This is a genomic window from Photorhabdus laumondii subsp. laumondii, assembly GCF_003343245.1.
Classification (GTDB): Bacteria; Pseudomonadota; Gammaproteobacteria; order Enterobacterales; family Enterobacteriaceae; genus Photorhabdus; species Photorhabdus laumondii.
On the sequence record NZ_CP024901.1, the window covers coordinates 1136528 to 1161564 of the forward strand.

General features: G+C 41.9%; 8 protein-coding genes. 1 reads left to right on the plus strand and 7 read right to left on the minus strand.

Annotation, left to right across the window (positions count from 1 at the left end):
- Positions 1-29 precede the first annotated feature (29 nt).
- The gene (locus PluTT01m_RS05010; protein WP_011145333.1) at positions 30-7364 is read right to left on the minus strand and encodes a Tc toxin subunit A-related protein; all 7335 of its coding nucleotides are present in this window, start codon (positions 7362-7364) and stop codon (positions 30-32) included.
- Positions 7365-7836: 472 nt separating this feature from the next.
- Positions 7837-14484 (minus strand): Tc toxin subunit A-related protein, encoded by a 6648-nt coding sequence (locus tag PluTT01m_RS05015; protein WP_011145334.1) that lies wholly within the window; start codon positions 14482-14484, stop codon positions 7837-7839.
- A gap of 807 nt (positions 14485-15291) precedes the next feature.
- On the opposite strand from PluTT01m_RS05015, the gene PluTT01m_RS05020 reads away from it, so the two are divergent.
- Positions 15292-16011, plus strand: a complete 720-nt coding sequence (locus tag PluTT01m_RS05020) for a class I SAM-dependent methyltransferase (protein WP_011145335.1) — start codon at positions 15292-15294, stop codon at positions 16009-16011.
- Positions 16012-16146: 135 nt separating this feature from the next.
- On the opposite strand, the gene dtpB is transcribed toward PluTT01m_RS05020, so the two are convergent.
- From dtpB to PluTT01m_RS05045, 5 genes are all read right to left on the minus strand, one after another.
- Positions 16147-17616: a dipeptide/tripeptide permease DtpB gene (gene dtpB / locus PluTT01m_RS05025; protein WP_011145336.1), complete on the minus strand. Its 1470-nt coding sequence runs from the start codon at positions 17614-17616 to the stop codon at positions 16147-16149.
- A gap of 469 nt (positions 17617-18085) precedes the next feature.
- Positions 18086-18604: a 4-hydroxyphenylacetate 3-monooxygenase, reductase component gene (hpaC, locus tag PluTT01m_RS05030; RefSeq protein WP_011145337.1), complete on the minus strand. Its 519-nt coding sequence runs from the start codon at positions 18602-18604 to the stop codon at positions 18086-18088.
- A gap of 19 nt (positions 18605-18623) precedes the next feature.
- Complete coding sequence (gene hpaB / locus PluTT01m_RS05035) at positions 18624-20186, minus strand: 4-hydroxyphenylacetate 3-monooxygenase, oxygenase component (protein WP_011145338.1); 1563 nt, start codon at positions 20184-20186, stop codon at positions 18624-18626.
- Positions 20187-20507: 321 nt separating this feature from the next.
- Positions 20508-23387: an RHS repeat protein gene (locus PluTT01m_RS05040; protein ID WP_011145339.1), complete on the minus strand. Its 2880-nt coding sequence runs from the start codon at positions 23385-23387 to the stop codon at positions 20508-20510.
- Between the two features lie 267 nt (positions 23388-23654).
- A complete protein-coding gene (locus PluTT01m_RS05045) occupies positions 23655-24401 on the minus strand; it encodes an SDR family oxidoreductase (protein ID WP_011145340.1) in 747 nt (248 codons plus the stop codon).
- Positions 24402-25037: the final 636 nt, after the last annotated feature.

The following is a 25037-nucleotide window of genomic DNA, read 5'->3' on the forward strand; positions in this document are numbered from 1 at the left end:
GGGCCTGTTTTAGCACTTAATTGAAATCGTTATTGGCGAATGGTGTAGCGAATATGCAGAATGATGTCGCTTAGACTCTCCAGCATGGTTTTTTGTTTGCCTTCTTTGCTTCCTTCACCAATTGCATTTGGGAAGCTCAATGTCAGCGTACCTTTATCAATGTCGATTCCTTCAAATGGCAGGAATTTGCCATCGTTGAAATCCAGTTGGAACTGGCCGCTGTCATTCATCCCATGAGAAACCGCCAACGATTTGCAACTTTCAGCCAATCCAGTGACATCTCCGCTGTAAGACAGAATCGCCTGCACATCCTGATAGGGACCTAACAGTGCTGGCAGGGTGACACTGATCTGTTTAATCCGGCGAACGTTACCGACTCCACTGTTTTCTGGGTAATCGTGACGAATTTGTAAGTCAGCTAACGAAATGGATGCTTGCAGAGACGTTTGGGCATTTCCGGTACCAAACTTCAGGGTGTTATTTCCGCTACCGGCAGTGACTAATTTATTCTTCATCAGTTCTGCAATTTTCTCAGTCAGGGAAAATTGACCTTTCTCTTTATAGATATTTGCCAGTGAAACGGTACGTTCTACTTCCAGTACGCGTTGCTCCTGTTTCAGATGCGCGTCTTCCATTTGTGCCAGATTCAGCATTAAGGTTTCTCCTGCCAGCAAACCGGCATGGGTTCCCTGCCAGGCACCGGGCTTGATAAAGCGTGCTGCGGCATCGTTAGTCTCCCAGCGATAGGCCATTTCAGCCATCAAACAGCGAGCTACTGTTAAATCATAGAACTGGAAGTAAATGGCGGACAGCCGACCACGCAGCCAGTTGTACAAAGCTTGATTGCTGAACTTATGTTGTAGGAAGGTCAGTTGTGCATGAGTCTGTTCCTGTTGCGTTTTCAGGCTGGTTTTCTGCAACACGGCGGCTTCACGGCGCACTACCAGCGAACCAAGTTGAGCATCGATTTGTTTCAGCTCTGTCTCGGCGTTATTACGCTGAATTTCCCACTCCTGACGACGCCGACGGTAGGCTTCAGACTGGCTAATTTTATCCGCTTCGGTGTTCATGACACTGGCGGAAAACTCCATGACATTACCTGTGGCTTGGGCGATTGCCCCCCAATGGCTACCACCATCAGCGAAGCCAAAGATGTTGGGGGCCAGATCAAGTGCAGCGCCTGCCAGATGTGATGCTTGAAGGGCCGTAGAGATGCCAGCGACGGAGGCTCGCAACGCCATTGCCTGTTTTTCACCTGCGTTGATGTCTTCATTGTAGAATTTGCTGTAGCTATCAAAACGTGATTGGGCCCCGGCGCGGGTTTTTTCTAGCACAGTTTTTTCAACATCCAGCTCTTCAATGGTTTTGTCCTGTATGCTGAGATTGGTCAATACCAGTTCCGCCGCCTGATTCTGCAACAGCGTGTTTAATGCCTCCGCATCCTGACGTTCGATAATATTTTGTAACGTGGAGCCGAATTGGGTGAGTTGACTGACCATACTGCGGGCGTTTTCCAGCATGTGTGGGAAACGCCAAACTGATATAAACGCTGACGGAAGATTATTTCCACCTTGTGAACTGGCGACAGCGGCGCTGAGCAGCGCTTTTGGATCGGCTGGTGTTGCGAAAATAGGCAAATGTAAAGGTTGACCATCAATAGAGAGGTTATGGCGCAGGTTATACAGCCGTTGTTCCAGTTTCTGCCAATAGCTCAGCATCACTTCATTGACCTGTGGCAGGAAAAGATCTGTGTTGCTTCCACCTGTAGACTGGCCTTGTCGTAAATCTGCTACTGCTTTGGCATGTGTCTTTTGTTTCTCAAGATCTGCGGCCTCTTCTAGTTCTGGATCATTCCATGTTGAACTGAGTGATAAATGAGGTTTATCACCCAAGAGATGCAATGCTTGCATATACCACATTTTGGCTTCGGCGAGTGTGTCCCGCTCCAATTGGCGATAGGCGTAATCTCCCTGTTCGATCAACAGATCAAGGGTGCGCATAAAGGAAGCGACTTTGTAGTGCATTGGATCATATTGCGCTATGGCATCGGGATCAAATGAACCCAACGGATCATCGTTCCAACTCGTGTCCTCTTGTAATGGGCGAACATTCCAAGTGTGGGGATACTGCTTTTGACCATTGGCAATATGGCCTGATGGGTTCCAGACATATTTCAGCCAACGGTTAGCTTCATCGAAGTTTTGTTCGTGCAGCAAACGCTGAGCAATCAACATCGGGGTATAGTAGAACAGTTCCCAGAAATAAAGACTGTTCGCGCCGTTGAAGTCCATTGGTTCGCTACTCACATTATTTAGGACATTGACACTTTCAAAATGGGTCAAAATGGAGCTGGAGTTTATTGTTATTATTCCTTTATTATCTCTAATAAAGTGAGGACCCGACCAGCTACCATCTGATGGCGATTGCTTGAAGGTCATATAGACCTTGGCGTGGAAATCTTGATTCAATGGAATATCATCAAGAGGAATAAATAATGTGATGCTTATATTTGTATCTTTTAGCTGGCCTGAATAGATAATATGTGAGTTATTATCAGAGACATGTTTGATATATAGCTTAAACCAACGTTCATCACCATGAGTTGATGGGTTATAGGGAGGTATTACGAATGTAGCATAGAAACCTTTGCCTAATTGTAGCTCCTGAATATTTTGAGTTTCCATGCTCAAAATAGTGTCGATCCCCGCGTTGGCGCGGCTAATTAATTTACGGGCAAACAGCGTATTAAGGCGAGTACGATAGGCTCCCCATTGCATATATTGTGCCCCGCTTGAATTACTGTGAAGGGATAGGACATTATTAGTCTCCGATTTTTTGATAATACGAATACTAAAATGTTCTTCGCCTAGGTTACGTTCTTTCTGACCACTTTCAAATGCATCAGCAAATGCTGTAAAGGTGATATCAATACTTGCTTCATTATTTTTAAATACTAGTTTGGAGACGTCTATTTCTTTGAGACCATTAAACTGGTAACACATTTCTTCGAAGTTGAGTGGTGGTTTAACTGAAACTTTGTCGTTCGCTGTATATGGCTCACTAGTTAATTTTCCATCCTCCTTCACTGTTTTCACTGTGATTTTAACGTTTGAAGGCTGAATATTTGTATTAATAAACATTGGCCCCGAAACATCAGTGTCAATACCGCCGTGGTCATCCATGTAGAAATATTCTTTGAATGGATTGTTGTTACTATGTTTATTATCAATATAACCATAATTACCACTAATGTTACCGCCGGTGGTTATGGACATTTCTTGAGAGCCAGAGGGAAGGTTAGGGAGCCAGGCTCTTACAAAATTAGTGGCACTATCCCGATAAAATAGAAGTCTTCCTTGACTAAGCTGGCTGGCATTTCCTTCATATTGATAAACAGGGTAGATGAATTTTTTATTTGACAAATTATTTTGGTTAATGCCTAGCGTGGTATAAATAATAAATTTATCTTTTGGTTTGCCATATTTTTTCATCAGATTGCACTGATTACGTTGTCGACCTTCATATCCATTATGAATAATTCTTAACTTTGGTGAGATTTGGATTTTTGAATTATCGCTTTGGTTGCGGGTAATTAGAATACTCCCGCCGTATACCATACTCAGATAGCCTTCTCCCCAATCATAACCATTATTATTGTTTACCGATGAAGGGATTTCGTAGCTTTCTGCATAGCGGTTATTGACTCTTATAACACTATTGGTTGCAGTATGGGTATCAAGCTGTTTATGAATATTAAGTTTATAATCATTAGGATTCATCTCTTCTTGTGACATATTGGAAGAGATATATAACCCTTGCATGGGAGCATTTATATAACTCGCCTGTTCAGGACCTTTTTGGTAAAACATCACCAATAACTTATCTTTGCCTTGATAACTCGCACAATAGAGCCCTAACACTTTATTCGCTTCTAGATTGAGATCAGATATTTTTTTATCTACATCAAAGGTAATTGGTGTATTCCAGGTAGCGTCATAACGAATATGTGCCAATTTTAGTTCATAATAATAGCTTGTGGTGGTTTTGCTTCCTTGTTTGTCAGTTTTTATTTCTGATAGAGCTTCTACTTTTGGTAGAGTTTCTCCTTCTGATCGATGAGTTACCTTCTTTTGTTCCAGCCAGGTAATATACAGGCGGGATTGGAAAATTACCGGGCGGATAGTATCTTCGTAGGGATTAATTGGGCAGTCAATTTTGTGCCACTCACTCCAGGCATTAGCGGGGAATTTACCTTCGCTGAATTTATTGTGATCTACACTGCGCCAATAATATTGATTCACTTCTGTTTTACTGCGTCCGATAAAATAGGTTAATCCTTGGTCATTATTAATGTTGTCATGATAGGCGCTGATGACTTCTAAATTAGCCACCTGTTCGAATGACGTTAGATAAGATTTAAAGGCATCTTCTACGGTATCGGTATTCAATTGACTCTGGCTAATGGATTGCAGTAGCGCATCCATCATTTTTGTCTGGCCGATCCGCAATGTTGGCTCAATGTAATTTTCCGGGTAGTAAAGGAGCTTAGCAATGCTGGCCCAGGTGCTGTAGCGTTTGTTGTATTTATCCCAGTTGGTGAAGAATGAACGGCTGGTGACACTTGTGTCGGTATCTTCCTCCATATTTTTCAATGCGCGGTTAATATACAGTTGGATACTGGCGATAGCTTCCGCAATCTCCGTGGTTTTGATAGCTGAGGAAACTTGGTTATCGATTAGTAGGTATTGATATAGATCATCACGGTCTTTAATTACCGTATGTTTTCTTTCTTCTCGATCTTTTTGGTTATGAGAATAAATAGAGTATGTACTTAACGCAGCACTGCGAGACTCATCTAGAAATGCATGTAGGGTATTGGCTTTTTGGGTGTTCAGCCCGGAGGTTAATATCGCAGCGACGTTTTCCCATTGGGTATAGTCAGAGGAGGATTCTGTATTTAATATTTGCGTTAGTGCTGAAACACCTTGTGGAGAGATGTTCAATTGATGTGAGATGTTAATCCACTGTAATAGGCTGTCGATAGATGACCAGTTGGATAAATCAGTTTCTGCCTGGGTCTTAGCTTGTGACAGCAGCTTTTCATCGAGATTCATGGCCTTAGCCAATAGCTCTGTTGTTAATGTTTTCTTTTCAAATTCGGTCAGTACAGAAGAGGCGTTTTTACCGAGTGAGTTAACCCAGTCAGCAAAACGCGTTAGTGACATGAGTGTTGATACATCATGTGCTGGTATTGTCTCGGTTGTTTCAGTTGCCTCAATTGTTTCGGTTTTTTTGGTTTTAATAACAAAGTGTTGTGGCTTTGTCACAAACAGACGTAAGGTATTTTCGTTAAGGCCGATGGAACGGTAAATCAGCGCTAGTTGTGCTAGACACTGGCAATACTGGACCACGAGTTCAGCTTGTTTTTGGAATTCTGGTTGAGCGGTAACGGGATTTATTCGCAACCAGTTCCATAATTTTTCCGCTGTCATGTTTCCTGTACCGGGTTCTAGTTTATCTGCCCAGGTGAGTATGAAATATGCCGCATGTTCAGATGGTAATTGTAAAGCAGCGGCGATATAAGGAGATATGGCTTTTAATAGCTCTTCTTTGGTTTTTGCCTTTTTCTTGTCAAAGTTTTGCAGACCGTTATATACAGTATCCAGTAAGTTTTGGATTTCTGGTGTCAGGGTTTTGTCATAGTTGGTGGTGGTCATCACAAATAACTGATAGACACTCCACTTCTGTGTACGTAGCCAGCGAGTGACGGCATAGAGTTTATCAATCAGGGTGACCAGATCAGTATTATTGATGGTAGATAAGTTGGTTTTTTCTTCACCTATGGTAATTAGTAGTAAACTTAACTCATCAATAGTTAACTGATGGATATCTGCCAGTAATTTTGTCCGATAGAGATGAGAAAGATTCTCTATATCATTAGTTATCATTTCGGTAGTATTGACCGGATTGGTAACCTTTAGTAGTCGATTTAATGAAATATCATCGAGGTTAAAAGCAAGTTTAAGTACAGTTTTGTTTCTGTCATTGGTATTGCTGAGGTTTAAATTAATCTCTGGAGTGCCATTGGTGGAAAAACCCTGACCATTTAGTTTTGGGGAATTAAATAAACGATCAAACTGGCTTGGATGACCGTCATTGCTATGTTGTGAAATGGTTGCTTTGCACAGTATTAATGCAGTTTCAGCATCAATACCGTAGCGTTGCATATAGTATTTAATACAGAAGATTTTTTTTAACACTTCTTCATTGATGTTGAATTCTGGACTGATACTGCGGAGGATTCCACTTAATACCGTTGGTGATAAGTTTATAGCTTTGAATAGATAAATAAATTTATTAATTTTCAACAGAGCACGATAATCAGTCTTTTCGATAGTTTGTTGTGTATTAGTAGTATGCGATGCAGGCTCAGTAATTGTTATTTCTTCTTCTGGGAGAAGTATAGTTCTTATTTTAAGGAAGTCGCTAAACTCTTCATCACTCAGATTGTAATAACTTTTCAGATATTCCAGTTTTTTTGTCAGAGAAGGTTTAATATCACCAAAATTATTATTATAAAGAGTTTCAGTAGTAGACCCGGTAATCTCTTTTGTCAGAATAGTAAATAACTCTGGTGAAACGGAAGCATTAATATCCAACAGGGAAGCTTGATACTTCAATTGAGAGAGTGTTGTTTCTGGGAATACACTTAATTGCTCAAATACTGGAGCCTGTAATTGAATAATCTTACGTACACTTTCATAAGCATCGTGATATGGCATTGAGCCAGAAGGGCGGAAGGTTGATAACTTTTCCATCACTTCAGCGTGGCTGTCCAAATTAGTCTGAGTCTTAATACTGTTCAGTAACATGTTATTAGACAGAGAAAGTGTGGAAATCTCCGTATCCATATTTTTCTGGCTGAGTACCAATGATTTTAGATCTGGGCGACGTGTATCCAGATGATAAATGGAACCTTCAGCATGTAAATTTCGTGCCTGACGATAAAGTTCAGTCAGATAAGCCGCAGGAGAAAACATGGAGGAAATTGCGCCAGGGGCTGCATACTGACTGGCGCGGTTGCCAAATCGGCTATTGTAACCTTGCTGGTCGGCATGAGGAGTTGTCAGGGCAAGATGTACCGCACTTTGTAATTGAGGGTTTGCGCGTTTCAGAATACGGGCTTCATGCAGCAGGTTATCCTTTTGCATCTGCTGTGCTTCAAGATATAAGCTCTGGGTCTGTGACCATGAGAGTTTGTCCTTCACTTTTTTGCGAAGTTCGTCAAAAGAGAGATGGCAAATATCGGTTAGATTAAAATCTGCTCCTAACGCTTGTTGATATTCGGGCTTGAGTGTGTTCATGCTTATTCCTTTTAAATATTGAGTCAATAAAACATTTATGCTGGCTTGCATCTCGTGGAGATAAATAAGGTTATTTATCTCCATCCAAATAAAGGCAACACAGGTAACGTTTGATAGCGGTCTGAAATTAGGTTGAAAATAATGGTCAAATAAAAACACCATTTAACTATCAACTATTTCGTAACGTTATTATTTATTTAAATGGCTGTTGTGATGCAATAACAAAAATTATAATTACATCATAAGTAATATAATTAGTTAACAATAACCAAATGAAATAGTTGCATTTGTTACATATTGCATGCTACGAAAAAGAAGAGGGTTGATATTTTATAGTAGGTAATCGGACTCACGAGAAAAGGAAATATCTCTGTTATAACGAGCGCTAGACAGGTAAGAAAGCAGATGGTGAATGTGGTGAAAGGTTCAGGCCCCCGTTTAGGGGCCTGTTTTTAGTGTTTGATTGAGATGGTTACTGGCGGATGGTGTAGCGAATATGCAGAATAATATCGCTCAATGCCTGCAACATGGCTTGCTGTTTGCTAGTCGCATTCGGGAAATTGAGTGTTAATGTGCCAGTATCGTTAATCGCTATCCCTTCAAATGGCAGCAACTTACCATTGTTAAAATCCAACTGGAATTGACCACTATCATTAATTCCATGAGAAATCGCCAGTGATTTACAGCTTTCAGCTAATCCGGTTTCACTTCCTCCGTAGGACAAAATGGCTTGTACATCTTGGTATGGTCCTAACAGGGCTGGCAGGGTGACACTGATCTGTTTAATACGTCGAATGTTGCCTACGCCGTTGCCTTCTGGGTAGTCACTATGCAGTGACAGATCTGACAGTGAGATTTTGGCACTGAGTTGGTCGTTTTCTAATGTAACAGGGGGATGGTCAACGGGGTCAGTTGTACCACCTGCTAGCAGGGCAGAAATACGTGTTGCCAAATTAAACGATTTTTCTGGCAGTGCTCCATAGAATTGCGTCAGTGAAATGGTCCGTTCTACTTCCAGAGCGCGTTGATCCCACCTCAAATAGGCATCTTCCATTTGTGCCAGATTCAGCATCAAGGTTTCACCAGCGAGTAGACCAGCATGTGTCCCTTGCCAGGCACCGGGTTTGATAAAGTTTGCGGCGGTATCATTAGTTTCCCAACGATAAGCCATTTCGGCCATTAGACAACGAGCTACGGCCAAATCGTAAAATTGGAAATAAATAGCCGCTAGCCGACCACGTAGCCAGTGGTACAACGTTTGATTACTGAATTTACGTTGCAGGAAAGTCAATTGTGCCTGAGTTTGTTCCTGCTGGGTTTTTAGGCTGGTTTTCTGCAACACTGCCGCTTCACGGCGTATTGCCAGCGATTGAAGTTGGGCGTCGATTTGTTTTATCTCTGCTTCGGCATTGTTACGCTGGATTTCCCACTCCTGATGGCGGCGGCGATAGGCTTCGGACTGGCTGATTTTATCCGCTTCGGTGTTCATCACACTGGCAGAGAATTCCATGACATTACCTGTCGCTTCGGCAATAGCCCCCCAACGGCTGCCGCCATCAGCGAAACCAAAAATGTTGGGTGCCAGATCAAGGGCAGCACCGGCCAGACGCGATGCTTGCAGGGCGGTGCTGAGGCCAGCAATGGAGGCATGCAATGCCATCACTCGGTTTTCACCCGCATTGATATTTTCATCGTATAGCTTTTTGTAGCTGTCAAAGCGTGATTGCGCCCCGGCTTTGGATTTTTCCAATACGATTTTTTCCGCATCCAACTCTTCGATGGTTTTGTCTTGTATGCTGAGATTGGTCAATATCAGTTCTGCGGCTTGATTCTGCAATAGCGTGTTTAAGGCTTCCGCATCCTGACGTTCGATAATATTTTGTAGCGTGGAACCGAACTGTGTTAGCTGACTCACCATACCGCGCGCGTTTTCCAGCATCTGTGGGAAACGCCACAGAGACATAAATGGTGTCGGTAACTTGTTTCCGCCTTGTGCGCTGGCAACAGTAGCGCTAAGCAACGCTTTTGGATCTGCTGGAGTAGCATAAATAGAAAGATGTAGCGGTTGACCGTCGATAGAGAGGTTGTTGCGCAGGTTATACAGCCGTTGTTCCAGTTTCTGCCAATAGTTTTGCATCACTTCGTTGACCTGTGGCAAGAAAAGATCTGTCGGGTTGCTGTGACGGCTAATATCACCTTGTCGCAAGGCGGTCATTGCCTGGGCGTGTTCCTCCTGTTTTTCCGTTCTGGCAGCATCACCTAAACTCGGTTTACACCACTCTGAACTGAACGATAGATGAGGTTTATCGCCTAACAGATGCAGTGCTTGCATATACCACATCTTGGCTTCGTTGAGTGTGTCCCGCTCTAACTGACGATAGGCGTAATCTCCACGATCCAGCAACAGATCAAGGGTGCGCATAAAAGTAACGACTTTATAGTGCATTGGATCGTATTGCGCGATAGCATCAGGATCGACGGAATTCAGTGGATCGTCGTTCCAACGGGTATCTTCTAATAATGGGCGGACATTCCAGCGGTAGTGCTGAATTTGACCATGTTCAATATAACCGGATGGGTTCCAGACATATTTCAGCCAACGGTTGGCTTCATCGAAGTTTTGCTCGTGTAGTAAACGTTGAGCAATCAGCATCGGGGCATAGTAGAATAGTTCCCAAAAATAGAGGCTATTAGCTCCGTTGAAATCCATTGGTTCCGTGTGCTCGGATAGAACAGAAACATTAGAAAAGCCTTGGTATTTTTTGACTGGTGATCGTTCGCCTCCATGCGTCATAGCTGAGTCATGAGCAGTATCATTAATGAGTACAAATTTTTGCTGAGTTTCGTTGAAATAGAAGAAAGCTGGTTCCCACCAATCTTGATAAAATTTTTGCTTGTATTGCACACCTATTCTGACGCCTTCCATAGTATAGAGGTCTTTTTTATAGGGGACAAATAGGGTAATGCTGGTTTCATTATCCGTTAGTGTTCCTTGGTAATATAACCTCATTGAATTATCGCCATTAATATTACCTATGTGAATTTTAAACCAGCGTTCATTGCCGTGTATGTTTTGGTCGTATTTAGGAAGAGTAAAATTAGCGAAAAACCCTGCCTTTAATTGGGGTTCGGATAGTTTCTGAGTTTCCATACTTAAAATAGTATCGATCCCAGACATGGCGCGACTGACTAATTTACGGGCAAACAGGGTATTAAGGCGGATACGATAGGCTCCCCACTGCATATACTGCGCTCCGTTTGTGTCGTGGTAAAGGGTCAGGATATTATGGTCACTTATCTCTATTGATGAAGAGACTTCATATCGGTTATTCACCTTAATAATACCGTTGACGCCAATATCGGTATCAAACTGGTTACGAATGTTAGGTATGTAATCTCCGAGATTGATATCTTCGGGTAATATATTTGAGGAGATATATAGCCCTTTTATGGGCGCATCTGTTGTGTATTTATCCAGTGCATCCTGTTTTTGATAAAATATGACTAACAACTTATTGTCTTGGTGATTTGCACAGTAGAACCCTGGTTGTTTTCTTATTAGCTCTGATTCTAATCGATCCAACTCCTTCTGAATATCCTGTTGGTTCAATTCCAGCTGTTTTTCCCTTACGCTTATCTCTGTCGTTGATTGTCCCTGTTCATTCAACTCTCTCTCCCATTGCGCCAGTTGTTTTTTCCGTTGTTCTATTAGCGGTGGCAATAGTTGTAATGATTTTAGTGGCGCTATAGGTTGTGGTGGACTTACTGGATTTAGTGGTGCGATTGGTTTTAGTCGCTCTACTTCTTCCTGCTGTTCTTTCAGTTTATCTTCTAATTGCTTTTGGTACTCTTGCAATTGGTCCAATAAATCTGATGTTTTCAAAACAGCGGATATTTTGTCATGTACTTCTAAGGTTATTGGTGTATTCCAGGTCCAGTCATAACGGATATGTGCTAGTTTTAGTTCATAATAATAACATTCGATGGTTTGATTATTATCTGTCTGTTTAGCAATTTTCTTTTGTTCCAGCCAGATCAGATACAGGCGAGATTGGAAAATTACCGGGCGGATAGTGTCTTTATAGGGATTTATTGGACAGTCAATTTTGTACCACTCACTCCAGGCGTTAGCAGGAAACTTACCGTCATTGAATTTATTGTGATCCACGCTACGCCAATAATATTGATTCACTTCTGTTTTATTGTGTCCGATAAAGTAGGTTAATCCCTGATTGCTATTGATGTCGTCATGATAGGCACTGACAATTTCCAGATTAGCCACCTGTTCGAACGACGTCAGATAAGACATAAAGGCGTCTTCTACCGTATCGGTATTTAATTGACTCTGGCTGATGGATTGCAGCAACGTATCCATCATTTTTGTTCGCCCGATACATATTGTCGGATCGATGTAATTCTCAGGGTAGTAAATGAGCTTAGCAATGCTGGCCCAAGTGCTGTAGCGTTTATTGTATTTATCCCAATCGGTAAAGAATGGTCGGTTGGCAACCTGCGAAACTGCGTTTCCCTCCATGTTTTTCAGTGCCCGGCTAATATACAGTTGGATGCTGGCGATAGCTTCCGCAATTGGGGTGGTTTTGATGGCGGCGGAAACTTGATTATCAATCAATAAATACTGGTACAGATCATCACGGTTTTTAATTTTTGCCTCTGCGTTAGCGACCTTATGAATGTAGTACTCGCTTAATGCAGTACTGCGAGATTCATCCAGAAAGGTGTGCAGGGTGTTGGCCTGTTGGGTATCGAGCCCGGCGGTTAATATGGCCGCTATTTTTTCCCATTGGCTATAGTCAGTGGAAGGTTCTATGTCTAATACTTGCGCCAATGTAGAAACATCTTGTGGAGAGATATTTAATTGACGCGCGATATTCACCCATTGTTGGATGGTGTCGAGAGATGCCCAGTTGGAGAAATTAACTTGTACATGAGTACTGGCTTGTTCCAGTAGATTTTTATCAAGACTCATGGCATCAGCCAACTGTTTGGTCTCTAATGTTCCCTTTTCAAATTCGGTCAGAACAGAAGAGGCTTTTTCACCCAGAGAGTTAACCCAGTCAGCAAAACGCGTCAGTTTTATCAGTGATAATGCATTGTGTGTTGACGTTGCTCCTGCGGTAAGACCAAAGTGTTGTGGTTTTGTGACAAACAGACGTAAGGTACTTTCGCTAAGGCCGATGGAATGATAAATCAGCGCTAGTTGTGCCAGGCATTGACAATATTGGACGGCTTGTTCTTCTGTCTCAGTAGTTGATTGTTCTGGGGTGTGTTGAGATTGCAACCATTTCCAGAATTTTTTTGCTGTCATTGCACCAGAGCCGGGTTTTAATTGATCTGCCCAAGTGAGCATATAGTAAGCGCTATTTTCAGATGGTAATTGCAGAGCGGCGGCGATATAGGGAGAGATCTTCAACAGAAGATTTGCCTCGTTTTCGCTGTTAAGGTCTTGCAAACCATTGTAGACAGCATCTAGCAGATTTTGGATTTCTGGCGTCAGGGTTTTGTTATAGTCGGTGGTGGTCATCATAAACAACAGGCACTTATTCCATTTCTGTGCATGCAACCACTGGGTAACGTTATAAAGTTTGTCAATCAGAACAGACAGATTATCATCACTGATCCCAGATAAACTGGTTGATCCTTCACCTATGGCAATTAGCAGTAAATTCAGCTCGTTAACAGTTAATTGATGGACATCTGCTAGTAATTTGGTCAGATAGAGATAAGAAATATTAGTTAAGTTATTGATTATTTTTCCATTTCCATTGTCACGATGAGTCATCTTGAGTAATTGATAAAGTGATATATCATCGACATTAAAAGCACGTTTAAGTACCTCTTTTTGCCGGCTATCAGCACTGTTTTGGCTTAAATCAATCTCTTCATCTGAAGCGTAGAAATCCCGGCTATTTAATGGTGGGGTATTAAATAAACGATTAAATTGATTGGGGCTAGGGCTATAGTAGTCTTCTGAAATTGGTGCATTGCACAGTATCAATGCAGTTTCAGCATCAATATTGTAACGTTGCATATAGTATTTAACGCGAAATATTTTCTTTAATATCTCTGTATTGATGTCTGGTATGTCATTCAGCTCATCGTATATAGTAGGGTTATATTCTAGGATGACTTCCATAGGTTGGGATATTGCGTGATAAGTTCTACTAGAGGCAATTTTTTTAAGGATTTCTGGTGCCATGTCTGTGGCTCGTGACACAAGAATAATCTTATTAAGCTTGAGGAGATAATATTGAGCGGGTTGTTGGCTGCCATATTTTGAATTCATTTCATTATGTATTCGTTCAATATTTCGTTGATTAATAGACTGATTAATTTCTTCATCAGTTAAGTTATAATAGATTTTTAGATATTCTAACGTTGCCATTAAAGAGGGCTGAATATCGTCAAAGTTTTTTTTATAGAGTCTTTTAATTTCCTCTTCGTCATCTGTAATTTTATCCGTTAGGATATTAAATAGTTCTGGAGAGATGGAAATATTAATCCCCAATAGGGAAGTTTGGTATTTCAGTTTAGCGATGGTTGTTTCTGGGGAAGTATTGAATTGCTCAAATACCGGAGCCTGTAACTGAATAACCTTACGTACATTTTCGTAAGCATCGTGATATGGCAGAGAGCCCGAAGAGTGAAAGGTTGATAGCGCTTTCATCACATGAGTATGGCCTTGCTGTCCGGCCTGCGTCTGAATCCCTTCCAGCAACACTTTATTGGACAGAGAAAGTGTAGAAATTTCATCATCCATATTTTGCTGACTGAGTATCAGTGATTTTAGATCCGGGCGGCGTTTATCCAGATGATAAATGGAGCTTTCTGCGTGTAAATCCCGTGCCTGACGGTAAAGTTCAGTCAGATAAGCAGCGGGAGAGAACATGGAAGCAACTGCGTCGGGGGCGACATACTGGCTGGCACGGCCACCAAATTTACTGTTATAACCTTGTTGATCGGCATGAGGTGTGGTTAAAGCAAGATGTACCGCATTTTGTAATTGAGGATTAGCACGTTTGAGGATACTCGCTTCATGCAGTTGGTTAGCTTTTTGTTCCTGTTGTGTCATTTCAGGGCGTTCTGGCGTGACTGTGCTCATGTTTATTCCTTTTAAATGTTAAATAAGGTAGTGATGCTGCCTTGCGTATCATGGATACAATAAAAAAGTTATTGATATTCATTAAAATAAGGCAGCAAATATGACATCTGATAACGGGTTGAAATAGGCTGAAAGTAACGGGTAGATAAAACGGTATCATTCGGTCATTAACTATTTCATAACGTTATTATCTATTGTTTCTCTAAATGCCTGTGACAATGCAATAACAAAATTTATAATCACGTAAATAATAATTAAGTTTATTGATGATAAACTTATGAAATAATTGCTATTGTTTTGAATGGTGTTTTATGGAAAGTAAAGTGATTAATATTTTGTGATGAGCGAAGGGGATAATTAGAAAAGATATTTTTTCTTTTTGGTTATTATTTTAATAATTATCGCGACTATATATTAGTCTGTATAAGGTAGTGATTTTTAATGAATATAGTTATTATTTTTTTAAACTATTTTTAGCATGATAATATATCCAATTAATTTGAAAGTGCAGGATTCGAGTGGATTAGGTATATATACAAGAAACCTCCGAAAAAAAAGGAATATTGTGATTTGGCTCAATATATAGATAATACTCATATACACATAGTTGTATTTATGTCATGTTGATATTGAATTTTTTTCACAATGGGGTTTTGGAGGAGCGTGATCAATTTAAAGAAAAAGCAATATTGCTAAATATGATTTAGCTATTGCAAAAACCAATGCGACCGGGGTGAGTGAGTGCAGCCAACAAAGAAGCAACTTGAAAGATAACGGGTATACACACATATGAATATGAGATAACAAATGAATACTAACTGGATGAATGAAGAGGCTTCAAATTTATTCGATCAATATGATGATTATTTGGAGGACAGACTTGGGTACACGCCGTTGATTGAGAACCTTAAGGAGAGCTTGGGGCAAAACGTATCGGTTCTTGATTACGGTTGTGGTGGTGGGAAAGTGTCACGTCGGCTAATTGCTGGCGGCATAAAGACGGTAACGGGAGTAGATATTTCACAAACCATGGTGGACAAAGCCGCCAGCAATATCAATCGTGGCAATAGTTCTTATCATCAAATTACAACTGATGTCCTTAACTTCAATGATAATACTTTCGACGCAGCTATATGCTGTTACGTGTTCGTCACTAACAGTGAAAAGTCTGATCTTTTGAAAATCGCTAAGGAAGTTCACAGGACATTAAAACCTGGTGGTATTTTTTATGTATTGGATACTAATCCAGATTCTTGTGGGATTAAATTCAAATCTTTTATGAGTGGCGATCTAAATAAAAAATACAATGATGGAGAAATCAAGCCAGTGTATTTAGAGCTGTCAAATGGAACTATTTTTAAGATTTCAGATACGCATTGGCATAAAGATACATATTACCAAATCTTGAACGAGGCCGGGTTCAAAACTATTGAGCTTTTTGAACACAATGACGCGGATGCTTTAGAGGATACTGGAGATCTACGATGTTACCCACCTTTTGCCATGTTCAAAGCGACTAAATTCTAGATGCTCTATACCCTATGGATTTCAAGATGCATCGCGACGGCAAGGGAGCGAATCCCCGGGAGCATAGATAACTATGTGACCGGGGTGAGCGAGCGGTATTTTCTCCTTTGGCGAGGTTTTTTATTTTAGCTCAAGTCATATTTTTTGTTTTTCATTCATCATACTGTTTAGCCACGGCACGGTGACCGCCATGATGATCGCGACAATGAAGGTAGCAATCCCAATTTTGCCGAATACGCTGGTATAGATTGGCAATGTTTGCAATGGGTCAGTAATCCCTTTCGGTGCGGCGGTAAGGGCTGCGACATAGCCGCCGAGTAAGGAGGAAGTTGCTTGAGTTAAATACCACATTCCCAGAATAAAACCCATCAGGTACTGAGGAACAAGGGCTGCAATCATTGCCAGGCCCAATGCACTGATCATCAATTCACCGACACCTTGGAACAGATAAACCAGAACAATAAACCAAGGGGAGGTCAAACCTTGTTCATCTGCAAACCACAAACCGGCAGCGGCGGCAGTGAGGAAACCTAAAGAGCACAGGAACATACCAACAGCAAACTTAGCTGGCATTGTGAGGTCTTTACCTTTAGCGCCCCAGTGAGTGTATAAGGCGGCGAGTATCGGGCTGGCAACGACGATCCAGAATGGGTTAAGCGCTTGGAAACTGACCGGGTTAATGTCAAAACCAAGCAACTGGTGGTGAACGTTATGGATGGCAAAGAAATTGAGAGAAGTTGGCATCTGTGCATACAGGATGAAGAACACAATAGCTTGAAGCATCAAAATGAAAGCCACAAACATTTTGTTACGGCTAGCTTTATCCTGTTTTAATGCTTCACGGAAGAAGATAAACACCACGATAGCAGATAGGGTAATCAGCACAATATTGGCTATTTTCACGTTGTGCATCAGCCATGCACAGACGTAAACCATCACAACACTTCCTGCTAATACCAGGAATAGGTTTTTATAGTTGATTGGTTGATGGTCGGGTTCAGAACCAATATTACGTACTGTATTGCGACATAAAATATAGACTAACAAAGCAATAATCAGCCCAATACCACAAATATTGTAGGTAACGGCATAACTAAATTTTTCCGCAATAACAGGCGCGAGAGCGAGTGAGAACAGCGAGCCGAGGTTGATTGACATGTAAAACAGCGTAAAAGCCCCATCCAGACGAGGATCTTTGGGGGGATAGCATTTAGACAGCAGGCTGGCCGGGTTGGCTTTGAACAGGCCGTTACCAACGGCGATCGTTCCCAATGCGTAGAAAATTAAATCAGGGTGTAGGATAGAAAGTCCAGTCATAAAATAGCCAATTGCCAGGACAATGGCACCCAACACAATGGTTCGTTTAGTTCCTAGTAAGTGGTCACCTACATAACCGCCAATCGAGATCAAACCATAAACCAGCGCGGCAAATGCACCGAAGGTAATAAACGCTTGTTCTTGGGAAAATCCCAATTTCTGTACAAAATAGACAGCAAGAACGCCTTGTACACCGTAGTAGCCGAATCGCTCCCAAAGCTCGACGAAGAAAATCATAAAGAACGGCTTGGGTTGTTGTAATAAACCGATGGATGCGGGTTTATTCATAGTTGATTGCCTCTGATGAGTCATTATTTATATGTTGGAATACATACGAAAATGCCTGATAGTTGACATTTTTATAACATGATGTATCGCTAACGTGGTGTTTTTTTGAACTTTGTCCAAATTATCATGAACTCGGTAGGTTATTATATGGTTAAAATGTGTTCTTGGTGGTTGATCACACTAATATAAAAATTAATATCAAATTTAGAACTATATTCATAAAGTGAATATTAAAAATGATCAGGAAAAAAGTTGAATATACCCTATGGATTTCAAGATGGATCGCGACGGCAAGGGAGTGAATCCCCGGGAGCATAGCAAACTATGTGACCGAGGTGAGCGAGTGCAGCCAACAAAGAGGCAACTTGAAAGATGACGGGTATAGATATATGCGTTGACAACAGAACACTATTCAGGCCCTGAATGGCCTGAATAGTGGAAGAACAATCACTGCCAGATGGAGAAGCAGTTAAACTGTAGCGGTTTCAATTTCCAACATAACTGGACGGAAATTCCGCTTAAAATAGATGAGGCCGTGGCCTTGTTCGCTCACCGTGATATGTTTAATCTGAACCAGATACACGTTATGCGTTCCCACTTCTTGAACCTGTTCAATTTCACCTTCAAGGCTGGCGAGGGTGCCGGTTAACACCGGTTGACCTAATATTCCTTTCTGCCAGATATTCCAGCGAAAGCGCTCTTCCATGCTGACTCCGGTCATACCGGCAAAGTGACGTGCCATCAATTCTTGTTCGTGGTTTAAAATATTGACACACAGGCGGCCATTTTCCTGAAAAACGGTATTCATAGCACTGCTACGGTTAATGCATACCATCAGCGTGGGTGGCGTATCGGTGATTGAGCATACTGCGGTGGCCGTGATGCCGCAGCATCCGCCATGACCATCGGTGGTGACGATATTCACCGCTGCTGACAGACTCGCCATCGCATCTCTGAAACGCAGGCGATGTTCATTTTCTAAGGACATATTGGCCTCCTGCTACCGATTATTTCAGCAGCTTATCTAACTGGTTAATATCGTTATTGTTGTATAAATGTGGCCTCCGCCAGCCATGCTGATCATAATCAGCAAGGCAGCGATCAACCATATCCATCATTTTTTTCATATTGCCAGAGCCATGAGCATGACGCAGACATTGCATACGAATTTCATCCTGACTTCCGGCGTAGTTGATTTCGTACAACTCGTGACGGCCACCGAATTCACTACCAATGGCATCCCACATCAGTTTTAAAATCTTAATGCGCTCAACGTGATCGATTCCGTTGGAACCCCGAACATACCGGGCCAGATATTTATCAATTTCTGGATTATTCATATCACGTACACTAGATGGTAGATAAATTAGGCCGCTGGTGACGTTACTTTCAATAATATTCTTAATTTTAGTGTAAGCCGTTGGTGCCATAACGCGATAAGTTTGTATTGCTTGGGTATCCGGCATATAAGCGCCGCCTTTCCACGGTTTGGCTTCTGCCCACATCGCATCACTCAGTGACCAAAACAGGTTACGCCAGGCAACCACTTCACCCAGGTCAGCCTGAACACCACGGAATTCTATCACGCCGGTACATTCCAGGCTCCTTTGTAGCAGGGCAGTAATAAAATCCAGTTTCACTGCTAGTCGTACACAAGCCTGTAATGGGAACAGATTGGCGAAACCTGCTTGAACTGCCCAGTTGCGTGAGCGGTCAAAATCACGGTAAATCAGGACATTTTCCCAAGGAATAAGGACCTTATCCATCACCAGAATCGCATCGTTTTCATCGAAACGGCTGGATAAGGGATAATCGAATGGGGAACCTGTTACACCTGCTACCAATTCATAGGAGCCGCGGGAGATCAGTTTCATGCCTTCCGCATCCATTGGCGTGACAAACATCAAAGCGAAATCAGGGTTATCTCCCATTATTTGTGCGGAGCCAAAACCAATAAAGTTATAGTGAGTCAGTGCTGAGTTAGTTGCTACCACTTTTGCGCCGCTGACGATGATACCGGCATCAGTCTCTTTTTCTAGCTTAATATAGACATCGCGTGTCTGATCGATGGGTTTATGGCGATCGATGGGGGGATTGATAATGGCATGGTTAAAGTAAACGCCTGTTTCCTGAATACGTTTGTACCAGACACGGGCGTTATCAGCGAACTGGCCATAATATTCAGGGAATGCGCCGAGTGCGTTACCGAAGGCCGCTTTATAGTCAGGTGTACGGCCCATCCAGCCATAGGTTTGACGTGACCACTCAGCAATCGCATCACGTTGTTGGCGCAGATCATCCGCACTGGTAGCAAAGCGGAAGAATTTGTGAGTATACCCGCCACTGCCGGTATCGGTATTCCAGCACAGGGTATCATGGGTTTCCGGGGCGTGCAGGGCATCGTACAACTGACCAATTGAAGCAGCAGAATTGCGGAATGCGGGATGTGTAGTGACATCTTTTACGCGTTCGCCATAAATGTAAATTTCGCGGCCATCCTGAAGGCTTTTCAAGTACTCTTCACCGGTGAAAGGACGTTTTTTGTCGGCGCGAAAATCTTCTGGTTTCATATCTACCTCACAGTCGTCATAAAAAGCGCCTGTCTTGATATAATATAATCAATATTGGCACGGAAATGTTAATTTAGTGTTTGTTTTGTGTTTCTTAATTGAATCCTCAGAACGGCTTTTCTTGAATAGATTTTTGGAAGGTTCGCTGGTACTTTTCGTTGGGAAATGGTGATTTGTGACTAAAGTGTGATCTAGGCGATGTTTTTGTGGCTAAGAGGCATCTATTTCTTATCGAGTTTGGTGACCGTTTGGACGGTCACCATTAGTGAGATGAGAATAATTGAACGGGATTATGTTCAGACTCAAAAGCTTTTATATTATTTAGTTACGTAGGTTGTTTCTATATTTAGCAATACTATTACGAACATCTTCACGATATTTTTTATATTCAGATTTATTTGAAATATAATCCATTTCGTATGGTGATAATCCTTCACTTTCTAAATGTCCTATTAATAACGGTGATGCTTTTTTCTGTAATTCATCCCATTCTCCTCTGGCTTGATTTAAAAAACTATTCTCGTTGTAAGTCTCTGTTATTAATACAGGTTTTGGTGTGGTTTTAACTTTTACTCCATCAATCTTTTTCATAACCGTTGTCCGCGATTTTATTAACTTCCACGTATCATCAGGAGTATTTTTTTCTTTCAAGCTCTTATATTCAGAATATTCAGGTTCTGTAGTTTTTTCAGCCTGATATTCAGCGATAATTTGTGATTTATCAACTTTTCCGTAAACAAGTCCCTCCTGAGATCCTTTAGCAAAGTTAATTGCTGGGTGTTTATTAGGATCAAGATTTATTTCGCTATGAGATGAAGTAGCTTGTTCCTGAAGCATTCTAATCTGATCGCTTTTATTTGTTAGATCAAAAGATCGGTTATTTTTCTTTATTCGGAATTTAACAACTCTACCGCTACCACTTGAGGCTGCCCAGCTTGCTGCAACTTTCAAAGAACGACTATAGGAGATCCAACTGGATTTGACCTTTGCACTTGTCCCTGCTCTAACATGAGCATAAGCAGAAATATTTAGATTTGCTCCTTCTGGAGGACGAAGGCCATGTATAGAGGGATGCTCATCAGATCTCAAGGCACGATAACCAATGCTACTGTCTTCGCTTTCTGATTCCCCCTCTGAATCAGGATGACGGGGTCTCACTCGTGGAGGCGCCAAACCATCATTATCATATAAAGTAATTGGATTATTTCTCACCATCCGGTACAGATTCAGACCATCCACAGTTCCCGCCGGATCGGCGCTTAACCACCTGCCTACCCACGGCTGATAATAGCGATAGCCGTAGTAGTAGAGTCCGGTAGCATCTCGCTCTTTGCTTGAGTAATGAAGGGTTTTATAGCTGGCTTCTGTTTGGTTTCTTGCCGCCCACAGCGCTGTACCGCCAAATGGATAATACTCTTCCTGACTGATAATTTGTCCTTCGTTATCCAGTTCAAGTTGACTGGAACCAATCAAATTATCATAGCTATAACGGAGCTGATTATTGCTGATACCGGCTGGTGGTGTAGTTGCCCAGTGCAGAACCCGTACTTGGGCGTGACCGGCGGCACCTACGGTAATAACATGCAGATCTTCTGATGTAGTTGTGCCATTTTGCGTTGTACGTAGTTCTAATCCGGGAAGATAAGTCACTCGTTGTTGCTGTGTGCTGTTACCGGTCTGCTGTTCATTGACTTTTAACTGTCTCATGCCGTCGTTGCCGTAGCGATACCATTCTCGATCACTGGTATTCTCCCGGTTTACCGGCGTTACTTGTTGCAGTTCCCCCCGTGCATTCCAGCTCAGATCTTGTCCCGGTAGTAGTTTTTTCTGATGGCCGCCAGCATCGAACAATGTATCTACCTGTGTCGGATCAGTCGTCAGTGAATTCAGCACTGCGTGGTTACTGCGATTCGAGACTGTGATATCCGTGGTGTAGTTATTTTGGCTAGCGGGTGAACTGTGCCGAATTTGAGCCAGATTGCCACCACGGTCGTAATCATAAGTGCGGGTATAGTTGGTATATGTGTTGTTATCAGTAGGAAGAGGGATCGGAGAAGGACGCTGGTTGCTTTGCTGGCCGATATTAGCCATCTCTCGTCCTGTTGCACTAATAAGCTGATACAGGGAATCGTAAGTATAGACATTCTCCGGCACCACTTTCTGATTGCGCCAGAAGCGAGTGGCTTCTGCATCATTACGAATACTGATGATGTTCCCGACCGGATCATGTTCATAGCGTAGATCTTGTAACACCTTGTTATCTGATTGACGGCGAGTGGTGGTACCGATCAATCGTAGGGTTTCCGGTTCATAGCGGTATTCAGTGATAGCGCCATTACCGTGTTCTTCACGCAGTTTCTGGCCTGCGGCGGAATAGGTCAGGGATTTGATAATGACTTGCTCACTTTGGTTTTTCAATGTCAGCCAGCTACCTTTTAACTGACCTGCTACATTGTAAGCCAGACGCTGTATGTTGCTTTTTGCATCGGTTTGGGTTAGCAAAGCGCCGGTAGCATCAAAGGTGCTTTGTGTTGTATAAATTTCGCTGCTGAGTTTGGTCTGCCAGAGGGGGTCATTGTTACCTGTCCAGTCTGCTTGCTGACCATCGGCCAATAACTGACGAGATTGAGATAAGATATTTTCTGTCAATGACAGGCTTTTCAGTTGCGTCACTCCTGCTGTGTCGTAGTGGCGTACGTACTGGCCGGCAAGGTTATGATCTTTCTCCGTTTGTGTATTACCTGCCCAAATAAAATGCTCAGTAACGAGGGGTATCTTTTCTCCGGCAGCTTGTTCACTTACGGACAATAGACGGCCGGGCAGGGTGTTAGCTTCATATTGTCGGGTCTGAATGGCATTGGTTGCGGTTACAATTAATACTTGACGGCCTTCAATATCATTAAGGGCGACGGTACGGCCGGCATCGGCACTTTCTGTTCGCAAAGTATCGCCGGTGAGATTGTGTTGCCAGAGAAAATTGGGATTTATTGAGTTGTCGAGCTGTTTGGCGTCATATAGACGTGGGTCAATGCTTTGACTCAAGTGTCCTCGGACATCATATTGGTGGCGGGTAATACGAGTATCCGTATCCCCTCCCGCGACAGAGCGGTGAAAGTCGATGTTACGAATGGTCAGGCCACGGTTATCGTAGACGCTAATCGTGGGCGTATGTTGATAAAGTTTTGGATCAATGTTTTTCATGATTTACCTCTTGGTTGTATTGAGGATTTTGGTTGTTGCAGTTTGGCCTGCGTTCAACCGAATGGGCACTTGGGCATATTCTTTATCCAGAAAATAGCGATGAGTCCTGTTATCAATATGCCAGCCCATACTAATTAATAATACATCCTGAATATTGATCTAAAGTCAATTGAAAATATGGGGCATCTTTCATTTTCTGGTTTCTTTTTCATGTATCCAAATATTGGTTATTGGTAAATTCAGCTCAATATTTACTTGTTTTAAATGTTATTTCCCTCCGGCGAGGTCAATAAAATTTCCGGTTACATATGAGGCTTCATCCGACAGCAACCAGACGATAGCCTGTGCCACTTCTTTCGGTTGTCCACCGCGTTTCATTGGTAAGGAATTTTTCACCCGATCAACTCGATTTGGTTCGCCGCCATCAGCGTGCATATCGGTATAGATGAATCCAGGACGAACGGCATTGACCCGAATTCCCTGATCTGCCACTTCCAGAGACAGGCCAATAGTCAAAGTATCGATCGCTCCTTTTGATGCGGCATAATCTATATATTCGTGCGGTGATCCCAGTCGAGATGCTGCGGATGAAACATTGACAATTGATCCACCGTGACCACCATGCCGGAAGGACATTCTTTTAACCGCTTCCCGTGCACAGAGAAAACTGCCTATGACATTGGTGGCAAAAATATCATGCAAGCGATGAGCGGTTAATTGTTCAATCGATGCTTGTGGTTTAAGTATTCCGGCGTTATTTACCAAACCTGTGATGCATCCGAGTTCGGTATCAATTCTTTGGAAGAGTTCTACAACTTGTTTTTCATCAGCGACATCGACCTGAATGGCGATAGCTTTACCGCCGATATTATGGATGATTTCTATGACTTCCTGAGCTTGCTCTTGATTGGTGTGGTAGCCAATGCAAATGTGGTGTCCTTTCTTTGCCAGATAAAAAGCTGTTGCGCGACCAATGCCACGTGATCCGCCGGTAATTAATGTAATTTTTTGCATAATATTCTCATTTAAAGTTTTACATTAAGAAATCAAATATCAAACTAACCAGTATTATTAAAGAAAAACTGAATGAAAAGCAAATTTTTGCATATGGCATGGGGATATTTGTAATGTTTTCATTGTTATTTTTATAATTATTTTTAGTCAGAGGTTAAAATATCTTTAATAACATCATATTTTTTTGTTTTCATTGAGGGTGAAATGAATTTTTTTGTGTGTTATTAATGTTTTTGAAGTTTGGTTAATAAATGACTCCTTTAAAGTATAATATATAATTAATTACATTCAAAAGCGTTTTTTATTTGAATATTTTATGGATTAAAGGTTGATTTATTTATCCTTTTTATGGTGTTTGTTTATATATACCCTATGGATTTCAAGATGCATCGCGGCGGCAAGGGAGCGAATCCCCGGGAGCATAGATAACTATGTGACCGGGGTGAGTGAGTGCAGCCAACAAAGAAGCAACTTGAAAGATGACGGGTATAACTTTGCATTATTTTTGATGACTGATTCAGATGTTCTAATACGGCGGAAATAGTTTCCAATAACATTGGCGGTGCAATATTAATATAATTTCCTTGCAGCTCATTGAATATTTTTTGAAATGATTCAAAATCATTCCTATCAATA